Annotated in this window: 21 protein-coding genes; 16 read left to right on the top strand and 5 right to left on the bottom strand. The window is 72.1% G+C overall.

The genetic code is table 11. The features are described 5' to 3' along the window. Positions 1-58 precede the first annotated feature (58 nt). The 5 genes from hutI (at position 59) to ACGFZK_RS23655 (ending at position 5,534) form a co-directional block, all read left to right on the top strand. A complete protein-coding gene (gene hutI, locus ACGFZK_RS23675) occupies positions 59-1,237 on the top strand; it encodes an imidazolonepropionase (RefSeq protein WP_393850850.1) in 1,179 nt (392 codons plus the stop codon). Between the two features lie 113 nt (positions 1,238-1,350). Next, positions 1,351-2,040 carry an LPXTG cell wall anchor domain-containing protein gene (locus tag ACGFZK_RS23670; RefSeq protein WP_393850849.1) on the top strand — a complete coding sequence of 230 codons (690 nt, stop codon included), beginning with the start codon at positions 1,351-1,353 and terminating at the stop codon, positions 2,038-2,040. A gap of 16 nt (positions 2,041-2,056) precedes the next feature. Next, entirely contained in the window at positions 2,057-3,106 is a 1,050-nt protein-coding gene (locus ACGFZK_RS23665; RefSeq protein WP_393850848.1) for a hypothetical protein, read from the top strand. Continuing rightward, a complete protein-coding gene (locus tag ACGFZK_RS23660; RefSeq protein WP_393850847.1) occupies positions 3,103-4,203 on the top strand; it encodes a hypothetical protein in 1,101 nt (366 codons plus the stop codon). The genes ACGFZK_RS23665 and ACGFZK_RS23660 overlap by 4 nt, the downstream gene beginning before the upstream one ends. A 14-nt stretch (positions 4,204-4,217) precedes the next feature. Continuing rightward, positions 4,218-5,534, top strand: a complete 1,317-nt coding sequence (locus tag ACGFZK_RS23655; RefSeq protein WP_393850846.1) for a hypothetical protein — start codon at positions 4,218-4,220, stop codon at positions 5,532-5,534. A 77-nt stretch (positions 5,535-5,611) separates the two neighbouring features. On the opposite strand, the gene ACGFZK_RS23650 is transcribed toward ACGFZK_RS23655, so the two are convergent. Continuing rightward, positions 5,612-7,126 (bottom strand): peptide MFS transporter, encoded by a 1,515-nt coding sequence (locus ACGFZK_RS23650; protein WP_393850845.1) that lies wholly within the window; start codon positions 7,124-7,126, stop codon positions 5,612-5,614. A gap of 493 nt (positions 7,127-7,619) precedes the next feature. On the opposite strand from ACGFZK_RS23650, the gene ACGFZK_RS23645 reads away from it, so the two are divergent. Next, the gene (locus tag ACGFZK_RS23645) at positions 7,620-8,297 is read left to right on the top strand and encodes a response regulator transcription factor (RefSeq protein ID WP_030724697.1); all 678 of its coding nucleotides are present in this window, start codon (positions 7,620-7,622) and stop codon (positions 8,295-8,297) included. 83 nt (positions 8,298-8,380) lie between these two features. Beyond that, the gene (locus tag ACGFZK_RS23640) at positions 8,381-9,646 is read left to right on the top strand and encodes an ATP-binding protein (RefSeq protein ID WP_393850844.1); all 1,266 of its coding nucleotides are present in this window, start codon (positions 8,381-8,383) and stop codon (positions 9,644-9,646) included. Positions 9,647-9,664: 18 nt separating this feature from the next. On the opposite strand, the gene ACGFZK_RS23635 is transcribed toward ACGFZK_RS23640, so the two are convergent. After that, positions 9,665-10,201 (bottom strand): GtrA family protein, encoded by a 537-nt coding sequence (locus ACGFZK_RS23635; protein WP_393850843.1) that lies wholly within the window; start codon positions 10,199-10,201, stop codon positions 9,665-9,667. Between the two features lie 208 nt (positions 10,202-10,409). On the opposite strand from ACGFZK_RS23635, the gene ACGFZK_RS23630 reads away from it, so the two are divergent. The 4 genes from ACGFZK_RS23630 to ACGFZK_RS23615 all read left to right on the top strand — a co-directional run bounded on the left by ACGFZK_RS23630 (position 10,410) and on the right by ACGFZK_RS23615 (position 14,608). After that, positions 10,410-11,528, top strand: coding sequence for a 5-(carboxyamino)imidazole ribonucleotide synthase (locus tag ACGFZK_RS23630; protein WP_393850943.1), 1,119 nt, complete (start codon positions 10,410-10,412; stop codon positions 11,526-11,528). 133 nt (positions 11,529-11,661) lie between these two features. Next, positions 11,662-12,198: a 5-(carboxyamino)imidazole ribonucleotide mutase gene (gene purE / locus ACGFZK_RS23625; RefSeq protein ID WP_393850842.1), complete on the top strand. Its 537-nt coding sequence runs from the start codon at positions 11,662-11,664 to the stop codon at positions 12,196-12,198. Beyond that, positions 12,195-13,379 (top strand): dipeptidase, encoded by a 1,185-nt coding sequence (locus ACGFZK_RS23620; RefSeq protein WP_393850841.1) that lies wholly within the window; start codon positions 12,195-12,197, stop codon positions 13,377-13,379. The genes purE and ACGFZK_RS23620 overlap by 4 nt, the downstream gene beginning before the upstream one ends. A 161-nt stretch (positions 13,380-13,540) precedes the next feature. Beyond that, positions 13,541-14,608, top strand: a complete 1,068-nt coding sequence (locus ACGFZK_RS23615) for a membrane dipeptidase (protein ID WP_393850840.1) — start codon at positions 13,541-13,543, stop codon at positions 14,606-14,608. 124 nt (positions 14,609-14,732) lie between these two features. Here ACGFZK_RS23615 and ACGFZK_RS23610 read toward each other — a convergent pair whose 3' ends face one another. Next, positions 14,733-16,076, bottom strand: coding sequence for a UDP-glucose dehydrogenase family protein (locus ACGFZK_RS23610; RefSeq protein ID WP_393850839.1), 1,344 nt, complete (start codon positions 16,074-16,076; stop codon positions 14,733-14,735). Between the two features lie 205 nt (positions 16,077-16,281). Between ACGFZK_RS23610 and ACGFZK_RS23605 the strand changes: the two genes are divergently transcribed. The 3 genes from ACGFZK_RS23605 (at position 16,282) to ACGFZK_RS23595 (ending at position 19,469) form a co-directional block, all read left to right on the top strand. Then, a complete protein-coding gene (locus ACGFZK_RS23605; RefSeq protein ID WP_393850838.1) occupies positions 16,282-17,454 on the top strand; it encodes an acyl-CoA dehydrogenase family protein in 1,173 nt (390 codons plus the stop codon). A gap of 135 nt (positions 17,455-17,589) precedes the next feature. Then, positions 17,590-18,234 (top strand): hypothetical protein, encoded by a 645-nt coding sequence (locus tag ACGFZK_RS23600; RefSeq protein ID WP_393850837.1) that lies wholly within the window; start codon positions 17,590-17,592, stop codon positions 18,232-18,234. 152 nt (positions 18,235-18,386) lie between these two features. Then, positions 18,387-19,469, top strand: coding sequence for a sugar phosphate nucleotidyltransferase (locus tag ACGFZK_RS23595; protein ID WP_393850836.1), 1,083 nt, complete (start codon positions 18,387-18,389; stop codon positions 19,467-19,469). A 27-nt stretch (positions 19,470-19,496) separates the two neighbouring features. Here the strand turns inward: ACGFZK_RS23595 and ACGFZK_RS23590 are convergent, their stop codons facing one another. After that, positions 19,497-20,825, bottom strand: a complete 1,329-nt coding sequence (locus ACGFZK_RS23590) for an LCP family protein (protein WP_393850835.1) — start codon at positions 20,823-20,825, stop codon at positions 19,497-19,499. A gap of 106 nt (positions 20,826-20,931) precedes the next feature. On the opposite strand from ACGFZK_RS23590, the gene ACGFZK_RS23585 reads away from it, so the two are divergent. Beyond that, positions 20,932-21,468, top strand: a complete 537-nt coding sequence (locus tag ACGFZK_RS23585; RefSeq protein WP_393850834.1) for an acyl-CoA thioesterase — start codon at positions 20,932-20,934, stop codon at positions 21,466-21,468. Positions 21,469-21,604: 136 nt separating this feature from the next. Here ACGFZK_RS23585 and ACGFZK_RS23580 read toward each other — a convergent pair whose 3' ends face one another. Beyond that, complete coding sequence (locus ACGFZK_RS23580) at positions 21,605-23,107, bottom strand: LCP family protein (RefSeq protein WP_393850833.1); 1,503 nt, start codon at positions 23,105-23,107, stop codon at positions 21,605-21,607. A gap of 167 nt (positions 23,108-23,274) precedes the next feature. Between ACGFZK_RS23580 and ACGFZK_RS23575 the strand changes: the two genes are divergently transcribed. Beyond that, positions 23,275-24,300 carry a glycosyltransferase family 2 protein gene (locus ACGFZK_RS23575; protein ID WP_393850832.1) on the top strand — a complete coding sequence of 342 codons (1,026 nt, stop codon included), beginning with the start codon at positions 23,275-23,277 and terminating at the stop codon, positions 24,298-24,300. The last annotated feature ends 116 nt before the right edge of the window (positions 24,301-24,416 follow it).

The raw sequence follows: 24,416 nt of genomic DNA, 5'->3' as shown, positions 1-24,416 counted from the left end.
CGCCCCGGGAAACGGCGAAAGGGCGGGGCGGGGACAACAAGCTCTGAGAGGAACCCCCGTGACCACCACCGCAATCACCAACATCGGCAGCCTCGTCACCAACGACCCCGCCGCAGGCGACGGCTCCCCCCTCGGCCTGATCGAGAACGCCGCCGTCGTCATCGAGGACGAGAAGGTCGTCTGGGTCGGCCCCGCGACACAGGCTCCGGCCGCGGACGAGAGCTTCGACGCGCAGGGTCGGGCCGTCATCCCCGGCTTCGTCGACTCCCACTCCCACCTCGTCTTCGCCGGCGACCGCACCGCCGAGTTCAACGCCCGCATGTCCGGCCGCAGCTACTCCGCCGGAGGCATCCGCACGACCGTCGCCGCCACCCGCGCCGCCACCGACGCCGAGCTGGAGGCCAACCTGGTGCGCCACCTCGACGAGGCCCGCCGCCAGGGCACCACCACTTTCGAGACCAAGTCCGGCTACGGCCTCACCGTCGCCGACGAGGCCCGCGCCCTGCGCATCGCCGCCGCGCACACCGAGGAGGTCACCTACCTCGGCGCGCACATCGTCTCCCCCGACTACGCCGAGGACCCGGCCGGCTACGTCGACCTCGTCACCGGCGAGATGCTGGCCGCCTGCGCCCCGTACGCCCGCTGGGTGGACGTCTTCTGCGAGAAGGGCGCCTTCGACGGGGAGCAGGCCCGCGCGATCCTCACCGCCGGCGCCGCCGCCGGGCTGATCCCGCGCGTGCACGCCAACCAGCTCTCCTACGGGCCCGGCGTGCAGCTCGCCGTCGAGCTGGAGGCCGCCTCCGCCGACCACTGCACCCACCTCACCGACGCCGACGTCGACGCCCTCGCGCAGGCCGCCGGGACCACGGTCGCCACCCTGCTGCCCGGCGCCGAGTTCTCCACCCGCGCCCAGTGGCCCGACGCCCGCCGCCTGATCGACGCGGGTGCGACCGTCGCCCTGTCCACGGACTGCAACCCCGGCTCCTCCTACACGAGTTCCATGCCGTTCTGCATCGCGCTCGCCGTCCGCGACATGGGGATGACCCCCGACGAGGCGCTCTGGTCGGCCACCGCCGGCGGCGCCCGCGCGCTGCGCCGCGACGACATCGGCGTCCTGGCCCCGGGAGCCCGCGCCGACCTGGCCCTGCTGGACGCCCCGAGCCATGTCCACCTCGCCTACCGGCCGGGCGTCCCCCTCGTTTCCGGTGTCTGGCAGCGGGGCCTGCGCCGGTACTGACGAACAGTCAATCCCGGGTTGTCCTTTGTCTTCCCTCCGTAAGACCCCGGGCGTACCTTGAGCCACCGATCTGATGTGTCGTCAGTTATCTGTGGCTCGAGGGGAAGACGAAGGTGTCCGACTGCAAACGTTCCACCGCGCTCGCGCTGGCCTCCGCGCTGGCCGGTTCGGCGGTGCTGCTCACCGCCCCCGCGGCCCGTGCCGCCGTCGTCGACGTGGCCTACGACTGCAAGACCCCGATCGGGGACAAGTCGGCCGTGTCGCCCATCGACATCAAGGCCGTCAAGGAGGGCGACGGGTACAAGCTGACGATGTCCTTCCAGAAGGGCGTCTCGTCCAGCCCGATCGAACTCGGCAAGGGCGCGATGAGCCCCAGCGCCGTCATCCTCGTCGGCGGCGCCGAGAAGGTGTCCGTCCCGGTCTCGGGTCCGCCCAACCCCGAGGCGATACCCCCGGACACACCCATCAAGATCACCGACCTTTCGGGCACGTACACGCCCAAGAAGAGCGGCAAGGTCACATTCACCGCCGGGGTGCTCACCATCACGGCGATGAGCACCACGACCACCTGCACCCCCGGCAACAGCCCGGGACCGTCGCTGGAACTGGACGTCACGGCGGCCGGCGGCGGCGGTGCCCCGTCCGGCGGCGACACCACCCCGGGCGCCACCGGCGACACCCTCCCGCAGACCGGGCCCACCGACTCCGCCCTCGCCCTCGGCACCCTCGGCGGCACCGTGCTGCTCTCCGGCGCCGCCGGAGTGCTCTGGCTGACCCGGAGCGGCCAGCGGGCCCGGTCCTGAACGGAGCGACCCGGTCATGCCCGTGCTCCACACCCTCAGGCGCGCCGGCGTCGTCCTCCTGCTCGCCGCCACCGCGCTGTACGCGGCCCCCGCGCACCCGGCGGCCGCCGACGAGCCGGGCTGGACCGCCGAGCCCGCCGCCGGGACGGCGACCGCCGCCCGCCCGGACTCCACGCGCCCTAACTACCCGCGCCCCTACTACCCGCGCCCCTACTACTACATGGCGGGCGCCCCCGGCAGCGTGCTGGAGGACAGCCTCGCCCTGGTCAACACCACCGACCGGGAGCGCACCATCACGCTGCGCGGGGCCGACGCCTACAACACCGCCGACGGCGCCTTCGCGGTCCGCCCGGCGACCGGCACCGCCCCCGCCACCACCGGGTCCGGGGCCGGTTCCTGGATCAGCTTCGGGACCGCCACCACCGTGACGGTCCCGCCCCGCACCCGCGCCGTGGTCCCCTTCACGCTCACCGTGCCGCCCGCGTCCCCGCCCGGCGACCACCCCGCCGCCGTGATCGCGACCGAGGGCGGCCACGAGGTCGGCGTACGGGTCCACCTGCGGGTCGGCGGCCCCACCCTGGCCGCCCTCACCGTCGAGGACGTGACCGTACGGGGCCGGGGCGCGGCCGCCGTCGTCGCCTACACCCTCGTCAACCGCGGCAACGTGGCCCTCACCCCCGAGCTCCGCATCCGCGCCGAGGCCCTCATCGGCGCGGTGTCCGCACCACCCCGCGGCCGCACCCTGCCGGTGGAACTGCTCCCCGGCCAGCGGGTGGAGCTCACCGAGCCCTGGCCCGGCGCCCCGGCCCTCGACCGGGTCCGCGTCACCCTCACCGTGACGGCTCCCGGCGGCGCCCGCGCGGTCGCCACCGGATCGCGCTGGCTCGTCCCCCGGGCCCTCGCCGGCTGGACCGGGGCCGGCCTGCTCGCCCTCGGCGCGGCCACCGCGGCCGCGCTGTACCGCGTACGCGGCCGACGTCCCGGCCCGGAACCGGCGCCGGAGGCGCCGGCCGCGGCCGGACCGGCCCCTGCACCGCACCACGAACTGACGGGAGCCACCAGGTGAGAAGAGTCGCAGCCCTGCTCGCCGCGGGGCTGGCGGTGTGCGCCCTCGCCCTGCTCCCCGCGGCCCCGGCCGCAGCGGCCGAGGGCAAACCGACCGTGGCGCTCTCGCTCCAGGAGGCCGCCAAGGGCACCGGGATCACCGTCACCGGCACCGGCTGGCCGGCCAGGACCCTGGTGATGCTGCTGGTCTGCGGGCAGAACATGATCGGCGGCACCAACAGCTGCGCCAACGCCGACGGCGCCGCCGTCTCGGTCGCCGCCGACGGGAGCTTCACCGCCCGGCTGCCCGTGGTGGCACCGCCCAAGCCCTGCCCCTGCATCGTCAACGTCACCTCCGTCAACGGCGACCAGTCCACCGTCGCGACCCCCCTGAAGATCACCGACCACCCGGTCGCCGAGCTGCCCGCCGCATCCGGCACGGCCCGCCTCGCGATGCTCACCGGCGTCCGGCTGGAGGGCGAGGACGGGGTGCTGACCTGGTTCGGAGCCCCTCCCACCCGGAAGTTCAAGGTCACCGTCGGCAATCTCGGCCCGGTCCCGGTCAAGGACCCGGTCTTCCAGCTCGGCACCGCGCACGGGGTGTTCGCCCCCCTGTGGGAGGAGGCCCGCTGGAAGGGCACCATCCCGCCCGGCGGCAAGGCGGAGATCGCACTCGACGTCGCCCTCTCCGCGGGCGCCCACGGGGACTACACGATCTCCCTCAAGTACGGCGAGACCGTGGTGGCCGCCCAGCCCTGGGGCGTGGACCGCCCGTACGGGGTGCTGCTCTTCTGGGGCCTGCTCCTGCTGGTGATCCCGGCCGCGGTCTTCCGTGTCGGCATGGCCGTCGTCGACCGGGTCCGGCCGCGCGCCGCGACCGCCGCCGGCCGCCACCGGGGCGCCCGGCTCCCCGACGCGGCCGCGGCCGTGACGGCCCGGCTGCCGAGGATCCCGGCCCTGCGGACCCCTGCGCCGGCCCCGGGCCCCGACCGCCCGGAGCCGTCCCCCCCGACCACCACGGCGGTCCTGCCGTGGTTCACCCCGGACAGCGCGCCGGGCACAGCACCACAGGCGTCCGCACCGTCTGAGAACCGTTCGACGACGAAGGGACATTCGTGAAAACCCAACGGAGGGTGAGCGCGGCCGTGATCGCGCTGCTGCTCGGCGGCGCCGGTATTGCCATGGGGGCTACTCCCGCCCAGGCCGCGGAGACCAAGTTCAACGTCAAGTGCGTTCCCCCGGCCGGGGGCGGCAGTCCGGTGGAGGGGGAGACCACCGCCAAGGTCACCGCTCCGGCCTCGGCGAAGGTCGGCGACGAGGTCGACGTGTCCTGGGAGACGGTGAAGCCGGCCTCGAACAACACGGACCTGATGGACATCCCGCAGGACGCGGTCCAGCCCACCGGCTGGATCACCGTGAGCGGGGGAGGCGAGCTGAAGGTCGTCGGGGAGAAGAAGAACCCGCCGATCCCGAAGAAGGCGCCCATGCAGATGTCCGTGATGAAGGGCAAACTGAAGCTCACCAAGGCCGGGAAGATCACGCTGACCCCCGGCAAGTACGACGTGGCCGTCACCTTCTCCTTCGGCACGTTCGTCACCAAGTGCGCGCCGACCGGCACCGTGGGCGTCGGGGCCACCATCGACGTGTCCGCCGGCTCCAGCGGCGGTACGACGACAGGCGGTACGACCACGGGCGGCACCACCACGGGCGGTACGACCACCGGCGGCACCACGACCGGCGGCTCCACGACCGGCGGCTCCACGACCACCACGGGCGGTACGACCTCGGGCGGCTCCACCACCGGCGGCGGGGGCGGCCAGACCGACTTCCCGGGCAAGGCCGTCGAGGTGGCCTTCGACTGCGGGCCGGTCGTCCCCGGCGGCATCAAGACCCCGGTCACGATCAACGCCAAGAAGAACGGCGGCAGCTACGACCTGACGGTCAAGACCGCCAAGGGCGCGATGGCGGCGCCCATGGCCCTGCCCGCAGGAGCCCTCAAGCCCTCGATGGACGTGAAGCTCGGCGGGGCGGACAGCGGCACCGTCAAGGTCTCCGGCCCGGCCAATGCCGAGCCGATCCCGGACAAGGCCCCGGTCAGCCTCAGCGACATGACCGGCACCTTCAAGCCCGGCAAGAGCGGCAAGGTGACGCTGAGCCCGGACCAGCTGACGATCGACGTCACGATGGCCCCCGGAGCCACCCCGATCAACGTCCCCTGCAAGGCGACGAGCAGCGGCGTCTCGCTGGAACTGGACACCGCCGCCCAGCCGGGCGGATCCGGCTCCTCCTCCGCCTCCGGCAGCACCACCTCGGGCGGCGGCCTCGCCGAGACCGGCGCCGAGGACGAGGGCGGCATCAAGGCGCTGGCCCTGGTCGCCGGCACCGTGATCCTGCTCGGCGGCGCGGTGTTCACCTTCACCCCGTGGCGCCGCCTGCGCGGCATGCGGTAACCCGCCGGCGTACGACGGAACGGCCCGGCACGCCTTTCGGTGTGCCGGGCCGTTCCGTCGCTCTGCGGTGGTGTGCGTCAGTGCACGTTGCCCATCAGGGCCTGGACGTTCTTGCGGTACATGTAGACCGCGACACCCGCGAGCGCCGCCGCGGCGGCCTGGAGGCCGATGATGATCGTGCCGTTCAGGTCCACGCCGGCCAGCGCGAGCAGACCGGTGGTGCAGTCACCGGCGGTGACCGCGAGGAACCAGACGCCCATCATCTGGGAGGCGTACTTCTGCGGCGCCATCTTGGTGGTGACCGAGAGGCCGACCGGGGAGAGGCACAGCTCGGCGATGGTCTGGATCATGTAGATCGAGACGAGCCACATCGGCGACACCTTGGTGCCGTCGCCCGCCATGCTCATCGGGATGATGAAGATGAAGAAGGACGCGCCGACCAGGACCAGGGCCATCGCGAACTTCACGATGGTGTTCGGCTCCTGGTTCTTGCGGGCCAGCCACAGCCACGCCCAGGCGAAGAGCGGGGCCAGTGCCATGACGAACAGCGGGTTCAGCGCCTGGTACAGAACGGTGGACGGGGTCCAGCCGAAGATCGAGCCGGTGCTGTTGTCGGCGAACAGGGAGAGCGTCGAGCCACCCTGGTCGTAGATCATCCAGAACGCGGCGGCGGCGACGAAGAACCAGATGTACGCCGACATCTTGGACTGCTCGGGACCCGACAGGCCCTTGTCCCGCTTGATGCGCACCAGCACGGTGACCGGGATGACCAGACCGGCGATGGTGATCGGGTACAGCGCCCAGTTGATGGTGAACATGCCCAGCGCGACCACGGTGCCGTAGAAGGCGCCGACGACCGCGACGACCGCGGCGACCTTGACGACGAGGCTGTTGCGCTCGGTGACCGAGAGCGGGTTCGGGACGATGCTGCTCGTCGGGCTGAGCGTGCGGCCGAAGATCAGGAACATGGCCAGGCCGAGGGCCATGCCGATGGCGGCGAGCAGGAAGCCGAGGTGCCAGCTGACGGTCTCACCGACGATGCCGATGACCCACGGGGCACCGAAGGCACCCAGGTTGATGCCGATGTAGAACAGCGTGAAGCCGCCGTCACGGCGCGGGTCGTCCGGGCCGGCGTACAGGTGGCCGACCATCGTGGAGATGTTGGCCTTCAGCAGACCGGAGCCGACCGCGACCAGCACCAGACCCGCGAAGAACGAGATCTGGCCGGGCAGCGCCAGCGCCACGTGACCGGCCATGATCACGAAGCTGGCGATGGTGACGGTCTTGCGGGCGCCCCAGACGCGGTCGCCGAACCAGCCACCGGGCATGGCCATCAGGTAGACCATGGCCACGTACACGGAGTAGATCGCCGTGGCGACGCCCATCTTGAAGCCCAGGCCACCGCCCTGGCTCCCGGTCGCGGCGTCCGCACCGCCGGAGACCAGGTACAGGACGAGAAGCGCACGCATGCCGTAGTAGGAGAAGCGCTCCCACATCTCGGTCATGAACAGCGTGGCCAGGCCGATCGGGTGGCCGAGGAGGGTCTTCTCGTGAGCGGGGCTCGGAGAAGCCGTCGTCAGGCTGGAAGCCATGGTCGATCCTTGCTTGCTCGGGACGCTTGGCTTCGTGAGCTCATCCGCGCCCGGTGGGGGGTGGCCGGCACCGGCGACGGATCTCCCACCCCACGCCTCGGGGTCTCGCCCCCTCATGGGGTGGGAGGCGAAGGAACATCCGTAACCGGGATCCACGCCCGCCCGCGCACAGCGCGGAGGGGCCCGGCCCACAGGTCATTCACTGTCATCAAGCCCGGACAGGTGAGTCCAACAAGACTGCCTGTCCGATCAGGACAGAAGAGAGACCCTTGGCTCGCTTTTCGGCACAAAGGTCCCTGAGGTAGTGCATCAGGCGTCTCGCCACCATACGACACGACACAGTGGCATTTGAAAGGACTTGAGAGATGGATCACAAGGCGCGCCGGGAACCGTTCGACCATATTCGAAGGCGCTTAGTAGTTCATAACCCCAGATAGAGAGGGGTCTGTAGGCGGGCCCCTGCTTTCAGCCGCCGCGCACTACCATCACCCACATGACGCGTGTACTGCTCGCCGAGGACGACGCATCCATCTCGGAGCCCCTGGCCCGCGCCCTGCGCCGGGAGGGGTACGAGGTCGAGGTCCGGGAGGACGGCCCCACCGCCCTGGACGCGGGACTGCAGGGCGGCGTCGACCTCGTCGTCCTCGACCTGGGCCTGCCGGGCATGGACGGCCTGGAGGTCGCCCGCCGGCTGCGCGCCGAGGGCCACGGCTTCCCGATCCTGGTCCTCACCGCCCGCGCGGACGAGGTCGACACGGTCGTCGGCCTGGACGCCGGCGCCGACGACTACGTGACCAAGCCCTTCCGCCTGGCCGAGCTGCTCGCCCGGGTCCGGGCCCTGCTCCGGCGCGGCGCCACCGAGGCCCTCCAGCCCCCCGCCACCCACGGCGTGCGGATCGACGTCGAGTCGCACCGCGCCTGGATGGGGGAGGAGGAGCTCCAGCTCACCGCCAAGGAGTTCGACCTGCTGCGGGTCCTGGTCCGCGACGCCGGCCGGGTCGTCACCCGCGACCAGCTGATGCGCGAGGTCTGGGACACCACCTGGTGGTCCTCCACCAAGACCCTCGACATGCACATCTCCTGGCTGCGCAAGAAGCTGGGCGACGACGCCGCCAACCCCCGCTACATCGCCACCGTGCGCGGCGTCGGATTCCGCTTCGAGAAGAGCTGACCCAGAGCGATCCGCCGGGCGACCGCAGAGCGACGGCAGAGCTGACGGCCTCCCCGGGCCTCACCTGGGGCATGCTCTAGGGCATGCGCCGCCGCCTCATCAACTCCACGCTCGCCGTGGTGCTCGTCGTGATCGCCGTCTTCGGGGTCTCCCTCGTCATCGTGGAGACCCGGACCATCACCAGCAGCGCCCAGGACCGCATCGAGTCCGAGGCGCTGCGGCTCGTGGGCATCGTCGAGGCGAACGTCCTGGAGAAGAAACCGATCGACCCCGTGGCCCTCGGCGAACAGCTGGACGCCGGCCACTACGCGCGGATCACCATCCCCGGCCAGTCGGCCGTGCACGTCGGGGCCCCGATCCCCGACAGCGTCATCCGCGGCACCGCCCGCGGGGAGCAGGGCGAGGTCGTGGTCGTCGAGGAGTCCCGCTCCACCGTGACCCGCGAGGTCGGACGGACCCTCGCCGTGGTCGGCGCCGTGGCCCTGCTGGCCGTCGTGGCGGCCGTACTGCTCGCCGTACGGCAGGCCAACCGGCTGGCCTCCCCGCTCACCGACCTGGCCGAGACGGCGGAGCGGCTCGGATCCGGCGACCCGCGGCCCCGGCACAAGCGGTACGGGGTCCCCGAGCTGGACCGCGTCGCGGACGTACTGGACTCCAGCGCCGAGCGCATCGCGCGCATGCTCACGGCCGAGCGGCGCCTGGCCGCGGACGCCTCCCACCAGCTACGCACCCCCCTCACGGCACTCTCCATGCGGCTGGAGGAGATCACGGTCACCGAGGACCTGGCGACCGTGCGGGAGGAGGCGACGATCGCCCTGACCCAGGTGGAACGGCTCACGGACGTCGTACAGCGGCTGCTCACGAACTCGCGGGACCCGCGGACGGGCTCGGCGGTCCCCTTCGACCTGGACGAGGTCGTCAAGCAGCAGGTGGAGGAGTGGCGGCCGGCCTACCGCAGCGCGGGACGGGCCATCGTCCGCTCCGGCCGGCAGGGCGTGCGCGCCGTCGGCACCCCGGGCGCGGTCTCCCAGGTGCTCGCCACCCTCGTCGAGAACGCCCTGATGCACGGCGGCGGCACGGTCGCGCTGCGCACCCGGGTGATCGGCAACCAGGCGGTGCTGGAGGTCACGGACGAGGGGCCGGGGGTCCCGCCGGACCTCGGCAACCGGATCTTCGAGCGGGCCATCAGCGGCCGCAACTCCACCGGGATCGGCCTCGCGGTGGCCCGGGACCTGGCCGAGGCGGACGGCGGACGGCTGGAGCTGCTCCAGACCCAGCCGCCGGTGTTCGCGCTGTTCCTCAGCCGCACGGCGCCGGAACCGGCCGAACCGCCGACGACGGTGCGCTAGCGGCGGCCCGGACACCCCCTAGTTGTTCGCGGGCTCCGGCTCGGGCAGCGGCTCCGGCCGGCGCTCCGGCTTCGGCACGGGCGCCGGGTCCGGCATGGGCTCCGTCGGCTCGGCCGGCGCGGGCAGGGCCTTGAAGACCCAGGTCCGGTACGACCAGAAGCGGAACACGGTGGCGGTCCCGATGCCGATGAACTTGAACACGTTGCTCGCGACCGGGCCGTCCCAGCCGAAGCCGTACGTGGCGGCGTAGAGCACGCCGCTCTCGATGACCAGGCCGATGCCGCTGAACGCGGCGAAGAGGGTCAGCTCGCGGGTCCGGCCGCTCTGGGCGCGGTCCCGGTAGGTGAAGTAGCGGAAGCCGAGGTAGTTCGTGGTGATGGCCACGACGGTGGCTATCACGCTCGCGCGCACGACCTGAAGGTCCGTCGTGTTGCGGATCAGGTTGAAGACACCCAGGTTGACCAGGACTCCCAGACCGCCGACCGCCCCGAACTTGGCGACCTCCCGTACGAGGCCGCGTACGCGTTCGAGGACAGATCCGCCCGGCGTGGTCATCAGTAGGTCAGTCCTGTCGGTCACCGCCCGCTTACGGGGCGTCCGGTGTTCTCCGTCAACCCACCCATGCTAAGTCTCCCCCCTGTGCTCCGTCTGTGCCTTCCGGCAGCCTGCGACGCACGGCACACGGACAGATCGGGCCAGGGGCACGTCCGGATGGCGGAATACCGGCGGATACCCTGGAGGTGTGACGTTCCCGGTAGTCGGCATGGTCGGCGGCGGTCAGCTCGCCCGCATGACCCACGAGGCGGGTATCCCCCTCGGCATCAGATTCAAGCTCCTCAGTGACACCCCGCAGGACTCGGCGGCCCAGGTCGTGAGCGATGTCGTCATCGGCGACTATCGCGATCTGGAGACGTTGCGAGCCTTCGCGCGCGGTTGTGACGTGATCACCTTCGACCACGAGCATGTACCCATGGAGCACCTGCGGGCCCTGGAAGCGGACGGCATCCCCGTCCGCCCGGGGCCCGACGCTTTGGTACACGCCCAGGACAAGGGGGTGATGCGCGCCAAGCTCGACGAGATCGGCGCGCCCAGCCCCCGCCACCGGATCGTGAGCGATCCGGACGACGTGGCCGCCTTCGCGGAAGAGGTGGGCGGGTTCCCCGTCATCCTCAAGACCGTGCGGGGCGGGTACGACGGCAAGGGGGTGTGGTTCGTCCGCACCCCCGAGGACGCGGAGGCCCCCTTCAAGGCGGGCGTCCCGGTCCTCGCGGAGGAGAAGGTCCAGTTCGTCCGCGAGCTCGCGGCCAACATCGTCCGCTCCCCGCACGGACAGGCGGTCGCCTATCCCGTCGTGGAGTCCGTCCAGGTGGACGGGGTCTGCGACACGGTGATCGCCCCGGCCCCGAACCTCTCGGAGGCCCTCGCGGGCGAGGCCCAGACCCTCGCCCTGCGCATCGCCGACGAACTCGGCGTGACCGGCCACCTGGCCGTGGAGCTGTTCGAGACCACCGACGGCCGGATCCTGGTCAACGAGCTGGCGATGCGCCCGCACAACAGCGGCCACTGGACCCAGGACGGGGCCGTGACCTCACAGTTCGCCAACCACGTCCGGGCGGTCCTGGACCTTCCCCTCGGCGACCCGCGCCCCCGCGCCCGCTGGACGGTCATGGCGAACGTGCTGGGCGGGGAGTATCCCGACATGTACGCGGCGTACCTGCACTGCATGGCCCACGACCCCCAACTGAAGATCCACATGTACGGCAAGGACGTGAAGCACGGCCGCAAGGTCGGCCACGTCAACACCTACGGCGACGACCTGGACGATGTGCTGGAACGCGCACGCCACGCGGCCGGCTACCTCAGGGGAACGATCACCGAGTGAGAAGTTGTCCCCAGGACCCGGACGCGAGCCTGCGCCAAGGCGTCGCGCAGCGGCACGACGTCGCTTCGGAACTCCGGGTCGGCACCAGGTCTGTCCCCGGCTCGCAGGCCGGGGTTTCCATGCGAGGAGATTCATGAGCACCAGTTCCCAGGCCCCCGTCATCGGCATCGTCATGGGATCCGACTCGGACTGGCCCGTCATGGAGGCGGCCGCCCAGGCCCTGGACGAGTTCGAGATCCCCTACGAAGTCGACGTCGTGTCCGCCCACCGGATGCCGCGCGAGATGATCGAGTACGGGGAGCGGGCCGCCGACCGAGGGCTGAAGGCGATCATCGCGGGCGCGGGCGGGGCCGCCCACCTGCCCGGCATGCTCGCCTCGGTCACCCCGCTGCCGGTCATCGGCGTGCCGGTGCCGCTGAAGTACCTCGACGGCATGGACTCGCTGCTGTCGATCGTCCAGATGCCGGCCGGGGTTCCCGTCGCCACCGTCTCGGTCGCCGGGGCGCGCAACGCGGGGCTGCTGGCCGTACGGATGCTGGCCGCCCACGACAAGGAGCTGCTGGCCCGGATGCGCGATTTCCAGCAGGAGCTCAACGACCAGGCCACCGAGAAGGGCAAGCGGCTGCGTACGAAGGTCGCGAGCGCGGAGTCCTTCGGGTTCGGAAAGTGAGCGCGGCGCAGCGTCTGGACGAGGCGCGCGAGCTGTTGGCCGAGCACCCCGTCGTGGACGGCCACAACGACCTGCCCTGGGCGCTGCGTCAGCAGGTGCGCTACGACCTGGCACAACGGGACATCGCGGGCGACCAGTCCGCCCACCTGCACACCGACATCCCCCGGCTGCGCGCCGGCGGGGTCGGCGCGCAGTTCTGGTCGGTCTACGTGCGCTCCGACTACGCCGGCGACGAGGCGGTCAGCGCCACCCTGGAGCAGATCGACGTGGTCGCCCAGCTGATCGACCGTTACCCCGGCGACCTCGTGCGGGCGCTGACGGCGGACGACATGGAGGCGGCCCGCGCCGACGGCCGGATCGCCTCGCTGATGGGGGCCGAGGGCGGCCATTCCATCAACAACTCGCTCGCCACCCTGCGCGCCCTGCACCGGCTGGGCGTGCGGTACATGACGCTCACGCACAACGACACGATCGACTGGGCGGACTCGGCGACCGACGAGCCCCGGCACGGCGGTCTGACCGACTTCGGCCGCGAGGTCGTCCGCGAGATGAACCGCGTCGGCATGCTGGTGGACCTCTCGCACGTCGCCGCGACGACGATGCGGGACGCGATCGCGGTCTCGGCCGCGCCGGTGGTCTTCTCGCACTCCTCGGCGCGCGCGGTCTGCGACCACCCGCGCAACATCCCCGACGACGTGCTGGCGACGCTGCCGGGCAACGGCGGGGTGGCGATGGCCACCTTCGTGCCGAAGTTCATCCTCCCGGCGGCGGTCGAGTGGACCCTGGCCGCGGACGAGAACCTGCGCGCGCACGGCTTCCACCACCTGGACACCACCCCCGAGGCGATGGCCCTGCACCGTGCCTTCGAGGCGCAGCGCCCGCGCCCGGTGGCCACGGCCGCCACGGTGGCGGACCACCTGGACCACATGCGCGAGGTGGCCGGCATCGACCACATCGGCATCGGCGGGGACTACGACGGCACGGCCTTCACCCCGTCCGGCCTGGACGACGTGGCGGGCTACCCGAACCTCGTCGCCGAGCTGCTCACGCGCGGCTGGTCCAAGGCCGATCTGGCGAAGCTGACCTGGTCGAACGCGGTACGGGTGCTGCGCGACGCGGAGTCGGTGGCCCGGGAGCTCGGGGCGTCCCGGGGCCCGTCGAACGCGGTGCTCCAGGGCTGATCCAGCGGTGATCCGGTAGCGGACGCGGTGCCCGGCGGGTGCGGTGACAGGGTGTGACCTGCGGGTTCACTCGAACGCTGCGTCCGCCGGGCGTCCCTGCCGTCCCACATGTCACGGTGGCAGCATCTCTCCCTGCTGCCGCCGAGACCGGAGCGTATGCCATGGCCGACCTGCAGGATGAACCCCACTCCGTGGGCATCGGAGCCGAAGACCTCCCCGTACCCGCGGTGGCGGCTGCGGCGGGCGCCCTCGACCGGGCCGCCGCGCTGCTGGCCGTCCATCCCGTGGCCGACGGGTGCAACACCCTTGTCTGGACCCTGCACCAGAGCCCGTACCACGACATCGAGACCTCGGACACGGGCGTGGACACCGACATCCCGCGGCTGCGCGCCGGGGGAGTGGGGGCCCAGTTCTGGTCCCTGCTCGGGCCGTCGGCCCCGGCGCGCGAGGACGCCGCCGGTGACCAGGTGCTCTCGGGCACGCTGGACCAGATCGACACGGCGCTGACCCTGATGCGCCGTTACCCGGACAGCCTGTGCCTGGCGCTCAGCGCCGACGACATGGCGGACGCCCGCAACCGGGGCCGGATCGCCTCGTTCCTGGGCCCGGTGCCCGGCCGCACGCTGACCGATTCCCTGGGCGCGCTGCGCGCGTTCCACGCGCTGGGCGTACGCGTCCTCGCGCCCGCCGGGGCGCCCTGGGCGCTGGAGGAGCTGACGGCCTTCGGCCACGAGGTGGTCCGGGAGGCGAACCGGCTGGCGATCCTGCTGGACCTCACGGGCTGCCCGCCGGCGGTCGCCTGCCAGATCACGGGGGCCTCCAAGGCCCCGGTGATCATCTCGAACACGGCGGCGGCCTCGCTGAACCCGCATCCGGGGAACGTGACCGACGAGGTGCTGGCCGCGCTGCGGGAGGCCAACGGGCTCGCGATGGTCACCTTCGACGGCGCGCGCACCGGGGACTCCCTGCATGCGGTGGCCGACCACCTCGACCACGTACGGGCCATCGCGGGCCCGCACAGCGTCGGACTCGGCGCCACCTTCGGCGCCGCGCCGGGCCACCCCCGCCCGACGGGCCTGACCGACCCCTCGGGCTACCCGCGGCTGATCGCGGAGCTGCTGGAGCGCGGCTGGCCCGAGTCCGAGGTGGCCCTGCTGACCTGGGGCAACGCCCTGCGCGTCGTCCGCGACGCGGAGTTCACCTCCCGCGCCGCCCAGCACCGCCGCTGAACTCCGGCCCCGCCGGCGTTTGAGCTGAACTCAGCCCCGCCGGCGTTTGAGGCGCGGGGGTCCGGAGGCGAAGCCCGCGGCAACGGACCCGCGCCCGCAGCCGTATCCCGGCCCGGCCAGAGGCCTAGGCCCGCGGGCGGCCCATCGCGCGGTAGGTCCAGCCCGCGGCGCGCCACCGCACCGGGTCGAGCGCGTTGCGGCCGTCGAGGACGAGGCGGTCGGTGACGACGCCGGCGAGCTCGGCCGGGTCGAGGTCGCGGAACTCGCGCCACTCGGTGAGGTGGAGGACGACCTCGGCGCCCCGGGCCGCCGCCAGCGCGGAGTCCGCGTAGCCGAGGGTCGGGAAGACGCGCCGGGCGTTGTCCATGCCCTTGGGGTCGTAGACGGTGACCTGGCCGCCCTGGAGGTGGATCTGCCCGGCCACGTTCAGCGCGGGGGAGTCGCGGACGTCGTCCGAGTCCGGCTTGAAGGTGGCTCCGAGCACGGCGACCCGCTTGCCGAGGAACGAGCCGCCCACGGCCTCCCGGGCCAGCTCGACCATGTGCCCGCGGCGCCGCATGTTGATGGAGTCGACCTCGCGCAGGAAGGTCAGCGCCTGGTCGGCGCCCAGCTCACCGGCGCGCGCCATGAAGGCCCGGATGTCCTTCGGCAGGCAGCCGCCGCCGAAGCCGATCCCGGCGCGCAGGAACTTCGCGCCGATCCGCTCGTCGTAGCCGATGGCCTCGGCCAGCTTGACGACGTCACCGCCGGCGGCCTCGCAGACCTCCGCCATCGCGTTGATGAAGGAGATCTTGGTGGCGAGGAAGGAGTTGGCGGCGGTCTTCACCAGCTCCGCCGTCGGGAAGTCGGTGACGACCAGCGGCGTCCCCTCGGACATCGGCGTCTCGTAGACCTCCCGCAGCAGCTTCTCGCCGCGCTCGCCCTGGACGCCGATCACGATCCGGTCGGGGTGCAGGGTGTCCTGCACGGCGAAGCCCTCCCGCAGGAACTCCGGGTTCCAGGCCAGCTCCACGTCCTCGCCCGCCGGGGCCAGCTCCGTGAGCTTCGCCGCCAGCCGCTGCGCCGATCCGACCGGGACCGTGGACTTGCCGACGACCAGGACCGGCCGGGTCAGGTGCGGGGCCAGCGAGGCCATCGCGGAGTCGACGTAGGACATGTCGCAGGCGTACTCGCCGTGCTTCTGCGGGGTGTTCACGCACACGAAGTGGACGTCGCCGAACGCACCGACCTCCTCCCAGGAGGTCGTGAACCGCAGCCGTCCCGTGGAGCCGGGCAGTCCGGCCACGTGCCGGGCCAGCAGTTCCTCCAGCCCGGGCTCGTACATCGGCACCCGGCCGGACGCCAGCATCTCGATCTTCTCGGGCACCACGTCCAGTCCCAGGACCTCGAAGCCCAGCTCCGCCATCGCCGCGGCGTGGGTCGCGCCGAGGTAGCCGGTGCCGATCACAGTGATCCTGAGGGGGGCCATGGGTGCTCCAGAGGTGCGGGGCCGTTTGCGGCCACTGAGCATAGTCGGGCCCACCGGCGGGGACGGTCCCCAGGAGCCACTGCTGTCGACACCGCTGTCACGCAACTCACGTGGGCCGTCCATATCGCCATCCGTGACGGGCCCACTAAGCTTGGGTTACTTAACGGTAGTTAGCATCACGCATCACCCTGGGGAGTGAGAGATCTTGGCGGGTTCTGCCGACTTCGACCTGTACCGCCCGGCCGAGGAGCACGACATGCTCCGCGAGTCGGTCCGCTCGCTCGCCGAGGCGAAGATCCTGCCGTTCGCCGCCGCGGTCGACGAGGAATCCCGCTTCCCGCAGGAGGCCCTGGACGCCCTGGTCGCCAGCGACCTGCACGCCGTCCACGTGCCCGAGACTTACGGCGGCGCGGGCGCCGACGCCCTCGCCACCGTGATCGTGATCGAGGAGGTGGCCCGCGTCTGCGCCTCCTCCTCCCTCATCCCGGCCGTGAACAAGCTCGGCTCGCTCCCGGTGATCCTCTCCGGTTCCGAGGAGCTCAAGGCCAAGTACCTGGGCCCGCTGGCCAAGGGCGACGCGATGTTCTCGTACGCGCTCTCCGAGCCGGACGCGGGCTCCGACGCCGCCGGCATGAAGACCCGCGCCGTGCGCGACGGGGACTTCTGGGTGCTCAACGGCGTCAAGCGCTGGATCACCAACGCGGGCGTCTCCGAGTACTACACGGTGATGGCCGTCACCGACCCCGAGAAGCGCTCCAAGGGCATCAGCGCCTTCGTCGTCGAGAAGTCCGACGAGGGCGTGTCCTTCGGCGCCCCGGAGAAGAAGCTCGGCATCAAGGGCTCCCCGACGCGCGAGGTCTACCTCGACAACGTCCGGATCCCGGCCGACCGCATGATCGGCGCCGAGGGCACCGGCTTCGCCACCGCGATGAAGACCCTGGACCACACCCGCATCACCATCGCGGCCCAGGCGCTCGGCATCGCCCAGGGCGCCCTGGACTACGCCAAGGGCTACGTCCAGGAGCGCAAGCAGTTCGGCAAGCCGATCGGCGACTTCCAGGGCGTGCAGTTCATGCTCGCGGACATGGCCATGAAGATCGAGGCCGCCCGCCAGCTGACCTACGCGGCCGCCGCCCGCTCGGAGCGCGTCTCCGCCGGAGGCGCCCACGAGGACCTGACCTTCTTCGGCGCCGCGGCCAAGTGCTTCGCCTCCGACGTGGCCATGGAGGTCACCACGGACGCCGTCCAGCTGCTCGGCGGCTACGGCTACACCCGTGACTACCCGGTGGAGCGCATGATGCGCGACGCCAAGATCACGCAGATCTACGAGGGCACCAACCAGGTCCAGCGGATCGTCATGGCCCGCAACCTGCCGTAGCGGGCACCTGACCTGCAGCGACGCGAACTCCCCCGGCAGGCGGCCGGGGGACGTTCGCGCATGCGGCGCCGGGCAGGACATCCCCTAGGCTGTGCGGCTGTCAGCCGTAGGCGCGCAGGTGGGGCGGAAGCAAGCATGTTCACGGAACGCCGGATGGCGGCGATGCTCGGGCAGATCGCCCGCCAGGACCTCGTCGAGATCGGTCCGGAGCAGACGGTCGCCCGGGTGGCCGTCCTGGCCCACGTCGCGGAGCAGTACGGCTACGCGTACGACCGGGCGCACCGGACGGGGCACAACGACATGCAGATCCTGGTGCGGATGTACCGGGACCCGCACCCCGAGGCGCGTGCCCGCGAAGCGGCGACCATCACCGCCCATCCGCAGGCCGGCAACGGCGGGACGGTGCCGGGACTGCGGCCGGGGACGATCAAGCCGCTCCCCGAAGCGCAGGAGGCCGTGGCCCGGCTGAAGGACAGGATCATGCTCGACGTCATGGCCCAGGCCGCGGACAAGCGGCAGAAGGCGATCGCCTGGGGGTCCTGCGGAGCCGTGGTCCTCATGCTGCTCGTCCTCGGGATGCCGATCGCCGCGCTGGCCGGCGGCGCGGCGCTCGCGGCGTTCCTGGGCGGCGCCTTCAAGCTGGGCGCGATCCGCCGGCAGCGGATCGCCCGGCGACTGACGGACGCCGGGTTCGTCCCGGTCCGGGACGAGCACGGCAGGCAGCGCTTCCTGCAGCCGGGGCGCCAACTGCCCGGCCATGCCAGTCCGTTCGCCTCCTGACGGGGTGCCGAACCCGGTCATTTCATGACACATCGAGTGCGGCGAACCCACGCGTGAGCGCACCGGTGGACACATCCGGCACCGGACTCCGGGCGCCCCCGGATGGGCTAAATTTGGACCTTCGTACGCCGGAATCGGTTGGGGAGAACGCAATGACGGAAGCGATCCTGCTGGTCGGCGGACAAGGGACGCGCCTGCGCCCCGTGACGGTGAACACGCCCAAGCCGATGGTTCCCACGGCCGGTGTCCCGTTCCTCGCCCACCAGATAGCCAGGGCCGCCGCCGCCGGTGTCACGCACATCGTGATGGCCACCTGCTACCTCGCCGAGGTCTTCGAGCCCTACTTCGGCGACGGATCCGAGTTCGGCCTCAGCCTCGAGTACGTGGTCGAGGACGAGCCCCTCGGGACCGGCGGCGCCATCCGCAACGCCGGGCAGCGCCTGACCGGCGGCCCGGACTCCTCCGTCCTCGTCTTCAACGGCGACATCCTCACCGGCCTGGACATCGCCGGCCTGGTCGAGTCCCACGAGGCGGCCGACGCCGACGTCTCCCTCCACCTGGTCCGGGTCGAGGACCCGCGCGCCTTCGGCCTGGTCCCCACCGACTCCCAGGGGCGGGTGCTGGCCTTCACGGAGAAGCCGCAGACCCCCGAGGAGATCATCACCGACCAGATCAACGCCGGCTGCTACGTCTTCCGCCGCAGCGTGATCGACTCCATCCCGGCGGGCCGCCCGGTCTCGGTCGAGCGCGAGACCTTCCCCGGTCTGCTGGCCGCCGGGGCCAAGCTGCACGGCGTCACCGAGAACACCTACTGGATGGACCTCGGCAAGCCCGAGTCGATCATCCAGGCCTCCGCAGACCTCGTACGCGGCGTTGTCTCCTCCCCGGCCGTCCCCGGACGCCGCGGCGAGTCCCTGGTCCTGCCGGGCGCCGAGGTGGCGGCCGGGGCCAAGCTCTCCGGGGGCACCGTCGTGGGCGCCGGCGCCCGCATCGAGGCGGGCGCGGTCGTCCAGGGCTGCATCGTCCTCGACGGCGCCGTCATCGGCCCGGACGCCCAGGTCAACGCCAGTCTGATCGGCGCCGGCGCCTCGGTCGGCGCGCGGACCGTACTGGACGGGGCCGTCATCGGCGACGGCGCGGCCGTGGGCGCCGACAACGAACTGCGCAGCGGCGCCCGGGTGTGGTGCGAGGCCCGGCTGCCCGCCGCCGCGATCCGCTTCTCCCCGGACGCGTGACCGCGGTCCGGGGAGGGCGCAGCGCCGTCAGTTGCCGCGGACGGTGACCTTCTCGTCGTTCTGGATCTGCTTCACCAGCTGCTGCACCTTCGCCTTGTCCCAGACGAGGTTGCCGCCGCGCTGGCCGGAGATCGGGATGTTCATCGAGACCCCGTCCCCGCCGTTGACGCCCTTCATCGCGAAGAACATCTGGCCCATGTCGTACAGGCCCATGTCCTTGTCGACGATGAGGGTGTCCAGGCCCGCGCCCAGCATCGGGTAGAGCGAGAACGGGTTGAGGATCGTCGACGGGGTCGCGGCCTGATGGGCCAGCGCCGACAGGAACTTCTGCTGGTTCTTCGTCCGCTGGAGGTCCGACTCGGCGAAGGCGTACCGGGTCCGTACGAAGGCCAGCGACTGCTCGCCGTTCAGGGTCTGCTTGCCGGCCTTGAAGTCGGCGCCCGACTTCTCGTCCTTGAAGCCCTCCTCGATGTCGAGCTCCACACCGCCCAGCGCGTCCACGATGTTCGCGAAGCCGGCGAAGCCGATCTCCGCGTAGTGGTCGATGCGCAGGCCCGTGTTGTGCTCCACCGTCCGCACCAGCAGCTCGGGGCCGTCCTCCGCGTACGCCGCGTTGAGCTTGACCCGGCGCCCCTGGGCGGCGAACTTCTTGCCGGACTGCGAGCCGACGAAGGCGGGAATCTCCACGTCCGAGTCGCGGGGCAGCGAGATCATGGTGTTCCCGCTGGAGCACTTCGCCAGGATCATCATCGAGTCGGTCCGCTTGCCCTCGGCCGAGCCGGTGTGCAGCTTCTTCTTCTCCTCGGCGGACATGCCTTCGCGGCTGTCGGAGCCCACGATCAGGTACGTCGTGCAGTCGCCCTCCTTCGGGCGCTCGATGACCTTGCCGAGGTCCACCTCGCGGCGCACCTTGGAGTCGGCCCAGAAGTAGGTGGAGACGGAAGTCACCAGCAGCGCGGAGACCAGCACGATCGAGCCGACCTTGATCCGCTTGCGCCAGTCCGGGGCCGGGCCGGGTGCCCGCCCGGGGCGGCCGGATCCGGACAGCCCGCCGGGGCCGCCGGGGCCTCCCGGCCCGCCCGGAGCGCCGCCCGCGGGGTCCCCGTAGACCTGGCCGGTGTTGTAGCCGCTGTCGTAACCGCCGTACGCGTCGTGGCCGCCCGCCTGCTGCGGGGGCACGCCGTGCGCGGGCGGGGGGCCCGCCGGTCGCTGCGGGCGCGGGGGCTGCGGGGGCCGCTGGGGCTGCTGCGGCTGCGGCTGCCGCTGGATGTGCCGCATCCGCTGCACACCCTCGGGCTGCGGCTGCGCGCTGCCGCGCCCGTACGCGTCGTCACGACCTTCTGGCCAGTCATTCATGCGCCCTAGGATGCCTGCCCCGGCGCGTGGTCCGACAGCCCGGTCCGTATTCCGTACCGCCGCTGTTGCAGAGCTGATGCCTCCACGGGCCATCTAAGGTGTCCGTATGACACAGATACCGGGCGAGCTGCCCGGAAAGCCGACCGCGGCCTCCCGGACGACCCTCAGCCACATCATGAGCGCCAACGACACCAACCTCCTCGGGACGGTGCACGGCGGCGTGATCATGAAGCTGGTGGACGACGCGGCGGGCGCCGTGGCCGGCCGCCACTCCGGCGGCCCGGCGGTCACCGCCTCCATGGACGAGATGGCCTTCCTCGCGCCCGTGCGCGTGGGCGACCTCGTCCACGTGAAGGCCCAGTGCAACTGGACCGGCCGCTCCTCCATGGAGATCGGCGTACGCGTCCTCGCGGAGCGGTGGAACGAGTCCACCCCCGCCACTCAGGTCGGCAGCGCCTACCTCGTCTTCGCGGCGGTGGACGCCGAGGGCAAGCCCCGCCAGGTCCCGCCGGTCCTCCCGGAGACGGAACAGGACGAGCGGCGCTACCAGGAGGCCCAGATCCGCCGCACCCACCGGCTGGCCCGCCGCCAGGCGATCATGGCGCTGCGCGAGGAGCGGGCGGCCCAGGGCTTCGACGACTGACGCACCGAAGCCGCCGGCCCGGCCCCTGCGGATCCGAGTCCCCGCCGACCGCCGTCTCCGCCGATCGCCGTCTCCGCCGACCGCCGTCTCCGCCGACCGCCGTCTCCGCCGATCGCCGGCTCCGCCCCGGCCGGCCTCAGTCCCCGCAGACCACCTGGTCGCCGGTGACCACCCCGAAGGCACCCTGGTACGGGTCCTCGGCACGCACCGGCACCACCTTGCGGTAGTCCGCGCCCGCGATCACCTGCACCGTCCGCCCCTGGCCCGCCACGGCCCGCAGCTCGCTGCCCGGCAGCGCGGTCGCCACCGACCGGGCGGAGCGGTCCCAGCGCGGGTCGTACGTGATCACCGTGCGCTTGATGTCACGGCTGGCGCCGTTGCCCGGGGCCCGGGTGGTGTCGAAGCCGGTGGCGCGCAGCGCGGCGTCGACCCGCCCGCCGAGCCCGTCGATCCGGGTGCCGTTCTCCACCTGGACCCGGACCTGGCGCGGGGGCACGTCCACCGGTACCGCCGCGGGCGGGCCGCCGCCGGTCCGCCCCGGCCGGGCCGGGGCCAGCGGCCGGTCCTGACGCAGCGCCTCGAAGAGCTTGGCCGCCTTGGGCTCGTCCCACTTCACGGTGGACCCGATGCCCTTGACGCGGAAGGAGGGGCTGCCGATGGGCACCGAGGCGAACTCCGAGGAGGAGGGGGTGAAGTCCCGCATCGCCTGTCCGAGAGCCAGCATCTGCTCCGACCCGAAGTCCTTGTCGGCCCGGACCGAGCCGAGGAGGGTGGAGCTGACCTCCTTGAACTTCACCGGGTTCAGCAGCACCCCGCCCCCGGTCGCCTGCTTGATCAGGGCGGCGATGAAGCGCTGCTGGCGCTGCATCCGGCCGAGGTCGGAGGCCCCGTCGACATGGCGCGAGCGCACGTACTGCAGGGCCTGTCCGCCGCTGAGGCGGTGGCTTCCGGGCAGCAGGTCGAGGCCGGTGTTGCGGTCGCGCATGGTCTTGGCCGTGCAGATCTCGACGCCGCCCATCGCGTCGACCGTCTTCATGAAGCTGGTGAAGTCGACCTCCAGGTAGTGGTCGATCTTCACTCGGGTCATGTTCTCCACGGTGCGCACGGTCAGGTTGGGGCCGCCCTCCGCGTACGCGGCGTTCAGCCGTACCGGGTGGGCCTTGTGCGCCTTGCCGGAGACCAGGTCCCGGTGGGCGGGCACCTCGGCGTAGCTGTCGCGGGGCAGGCTGATCACGCTGGCCCGCTCCTTGTCCGCCGACAGGTGCACGAGCATGATCGTGTCCGTGCAGTGGCAGGGCGCGCCGCCCAGGCGGTACTCGCGCTTCTCCTCCGGCGAGATCTTCTCCCGCCCGTCGGTGCCCACCAGCAGGAAGTTGAGCCCGTGTCCGGCCTGCGGGCGGTTCTTCATGTCCTTGAACGGGTCCACCCGCTCGATCCCGGTGTCCAGGCCGGTCATCACGGCGTGGCCGATGGCCCCGGAGCCGAGCACCGCCACCGACAGCCCGGCCGCGAGCCGGACTCCCCACCGAGGTCGTCCGTCCGGGCGCCGCGTGGGACCGCCTCCGCCGCGCCGGGCGCGCTGCGGCTGGGGCGGCCCGGCGGGACGGGCGGGACGGTGCGGCTGGGGCACGGTGGACACCTCCGCGGGGGCAGCAGGAAGACCAGTCGGACACTGGCCGGATTCAGCTGATTGCGACAGAACAGTAGGCCCATACGATCAGCCGCTGTCCGTACCGGTCGCTCGGCGCGCACCCGGTTCCCCCGTACGCGGTAACGTGACACCGATACCCGACCTTGAAGGACCACATGCCCGCCCAGCAGCCCGCAGTCTCGGTGATCATGCCGGTGCTCGATGAGGAGCACTACCTCCGCGATTCCGTCCGCCACATCCTGGAACAGGAGTACGCGGGCGAGATGGAGGTGGTGATCGCACTCGGGCCGTCCACGGACCGCACCGACGAGATCGCCGCCGAACTCGTCGCCGAGGATCCCCGAGTCCACACCGTCCCGAATCCCACCGGCCGGACCCCGGCGGCGCTCAACGCCGCCATCAAGGCCTCGCGTCACCCGATCGTGGTACGCGTCGACGGCCACGGCATGCTTTCGCCGAACTACATCGCCACCGCCGTCCGCCTCCTGGAGGAGACGGGCGCGCAGAACGTCGGCGGCATCATGCACGCCGAGGGCGAGAACGCCTGGGAAGAGGCCGTCGCCGCGGCGATGACCTCGAAGATCGGCGTCGGCAACGCGCCCTTCCACACCGGGGGCCAGGCCGGCCCGGCCGAGACCGTCTACCTGGGTGTCTTCCGCCGCGAGGCCCTGGAACAGCAGGGCGGCTACAACGAGGAGTTCATCCGCGCCCAGGACTGGGAGCTGAACTTCCGCATCCGCGAGGCCGGCGGCCTGATCTGGTTCTCGCCGGAGCTGATGGTCCAGTACCGTCCGCGCCGCTCCGTACGGGCCCTGGCCAAGCAGTACAAGGACTACGGGCGCTGGCGGCACGTGGTGGCCCGCTACCACTCGGGCTCCATCAACCTGCGCTACCTCGCCCCGCCGACCCTCGTCTGCGCGGTCGCCGCGGGCGTGGTCGTGGGCGCGGCCGTGACCCCGCTGGGCTTCGCCGTCCCGGCCGGCTATCTCGCGGCGATCGCCGTGGGCTCCGTCCCGGCGGGCCGGGGGCTCGGGATCAAGGCCCGGGCGCAGATCCCCGTCGCCCTGGCGACCATGCACCTGAGCTGGGGCTTCGGCTTCCTGACCAGTCCGCGAGCCCTGGCGAACAAGGTCATCGCGAGCCGCCGGCCGGCCGTGCACCGGGACTCCTCGCAGGTCTGAGACGCACGAAGGGGCCCGGGGGGGGGGGGGGGGGGGGGGGGGGGGGGGGGCGCGGGGGGGGGGGGCGGGGGGGCGGGGGGGGGGGGGGGGGGCGGGGGGGAGGCTGTCCGGGGAGG

The sequence above is a fragment of the Streptomyces sp. NPDC048257 genome, assembly GCF_043201855.1.
In the GTDB taxonomy this organism is placed as follows: domain Bacteria; phylum Actinomycetota; class Actinomycetes; order Streptomycetales; family Streptomycetaceae; genus Streptomyces.
Note: the sequence above shows the minus strand (reverse complement) of the source record. Positions and strands in the feature narration are given on the sequence as shown.

Bases quoted from the DNA above. Each gene is read 5' to 3' on its own strand.
- ACGFZK_RS23665 (WP_393850848.1), top strand. From the start codon at position 2,057: ATGCCCGTGCTCCACACCCTCAGGCGCGCCGGCGTCGTCCTCCTGCTC.
- ACGFZK_RS23650 (WP_393850845.1), bottom strand. From the start codon at position 7,126: ATGGCTTCCAGCCTGACGACGGCTTCTCCGAGCCCCGCTCACGAGAAG.
- ACGFZK_RS23645 (WP_030724697.1), top strand. From the start codon at position 7,620: ATGACGCGTGTACTGCTCGCCGAGGACGACGCATCCATCTCGGAGCCC.
- ACGFZK_RS23640 (WP_393850844.1), top strand. From the start codon at position 8,381: ATGCGCCGCCGCCTCATCAACTCCACGCTCGCCGTGGTGCTCGTCGTG.
- ACGFZK_RS23635 (WP_393850843.1), bottom strand. From the start codon at position 10,201: ATGACCACGCCGGGCGGATCTGTCCTCGAACGCGTACGCGGCCTCGTA.
- ACGFZK_RS23630 (WP_393850943.1), top strand. From the start codon at position 10,410: ATGGTCGGCGGCGGTCAGCTCGCCCGCATGACCCACGAGGCGGGTATC.
- purE (WP_393850842.1), top strand. From the start codon at position 11,662: ATGAGCACCAGTTCCCAGGCCCCCGTCATCGGCATCGTCATGGGATCC.
- ACGFZK_RS23615 (WP_393850840.1), top strand. From the start codon at position 13,541: ATGGCCGACCTGCAGGATGAACCCCACTCCGTGGGCATCGGAGCCGAA.
- ACGFZK_RS23610 (WP_393850839.1), bottom strand. From the start codon at position 16,076: ATGGCCCCCCTCAGGATCACTGTGATCGGCACCGGCTACCTCGGCGCG.
- ACGFZK_RS23600 (WP_393850837.1), top strand. From the start codon at position 17,590: ATGTTCACGGAACGCCGGATGGCGGCGATGCTCGGGCAGATCGCCCGC.
- ACGFZK_RS23595 (WP_393850836.1), top strand. From the start codon at position 18,387: ATGACGGAAGCGATCCTGCTGGTCGGCGGACAAGGGACGCGCCTGCGC.
- ACGFZK_RS23590 (WP_393850835.1), bottom strand. From the start codon at position 20,825: ATGAATGACTGGCCAGAAGGTCGTGACGACGCGTACGGGCGCGGCAGC.
- ACGFZK_RS23585 (WP_393850834.1), top strand. From the start codon at position 20,932: ATGACACAGATACCGGGCGAGCTGCCCGGAAAGCCGACCGCGGCCTCC.
- ACGFZK_RS23575 (WP_393850832.1), top strand. From the start codon at position 23,275: ATGCCCGCCCAGCAGCCCGCAGTCTCGGTGATCATGCCGGTGCTCGAT.